At 33.5% G+C, this 281-nt stretch carries 1 protein-coding gene; it reads right to left on the bottom strand.

What is annotated here, in order from left to right; genetic code table 11:
- The coding region (locus tag Z053_RS29500) for a condensation domain-containing protein (protein ID WP_035097110.1) at window positions 1-281 on the bottom strand (281 nt) is incomplete at both ends.

The raw sequence follows: 281 nt of genomic DNA, 5'->3' as shown, positions 1-281 counted from the left end.
TTTTTTCGACCTGTTCTTTAAACAAATCAATAATGCTCTTATCATGCGGATATGCTACTACAGTATCATTAAATTTATATAGCAATTCTTCTCTCTCCTGATCTGTTATCATGGACAGCGCTTGAACAGGCAACGTAATATCTTTGACAATACTATTCAGTAACTCTTTATAGTGAACCAACATACGAGCAATTGTATCTTTATCAAACAAAGCTGTGCAATATGTCATGCTTAATGAAATACCTCCAGATTCTTCTACAGCAGTCAAAGTCAAATCAAAT

Origin of the sequence: Aquimarina megaterium XH134 (genome assembly GCF_000520975.1) — a bacterium.
Lineage (GTDB): Bacteria > Bacteroidota > Bacteroidia > Flavobacteriales > Flavobacteriaceae > Aquimarina > Aquimarina megaterium.
The sequence above is the reverse complement of the archived record's forward strand: the minus strand, read 5'-3'. Positions and strand labels throughout refer to the sequence as shown.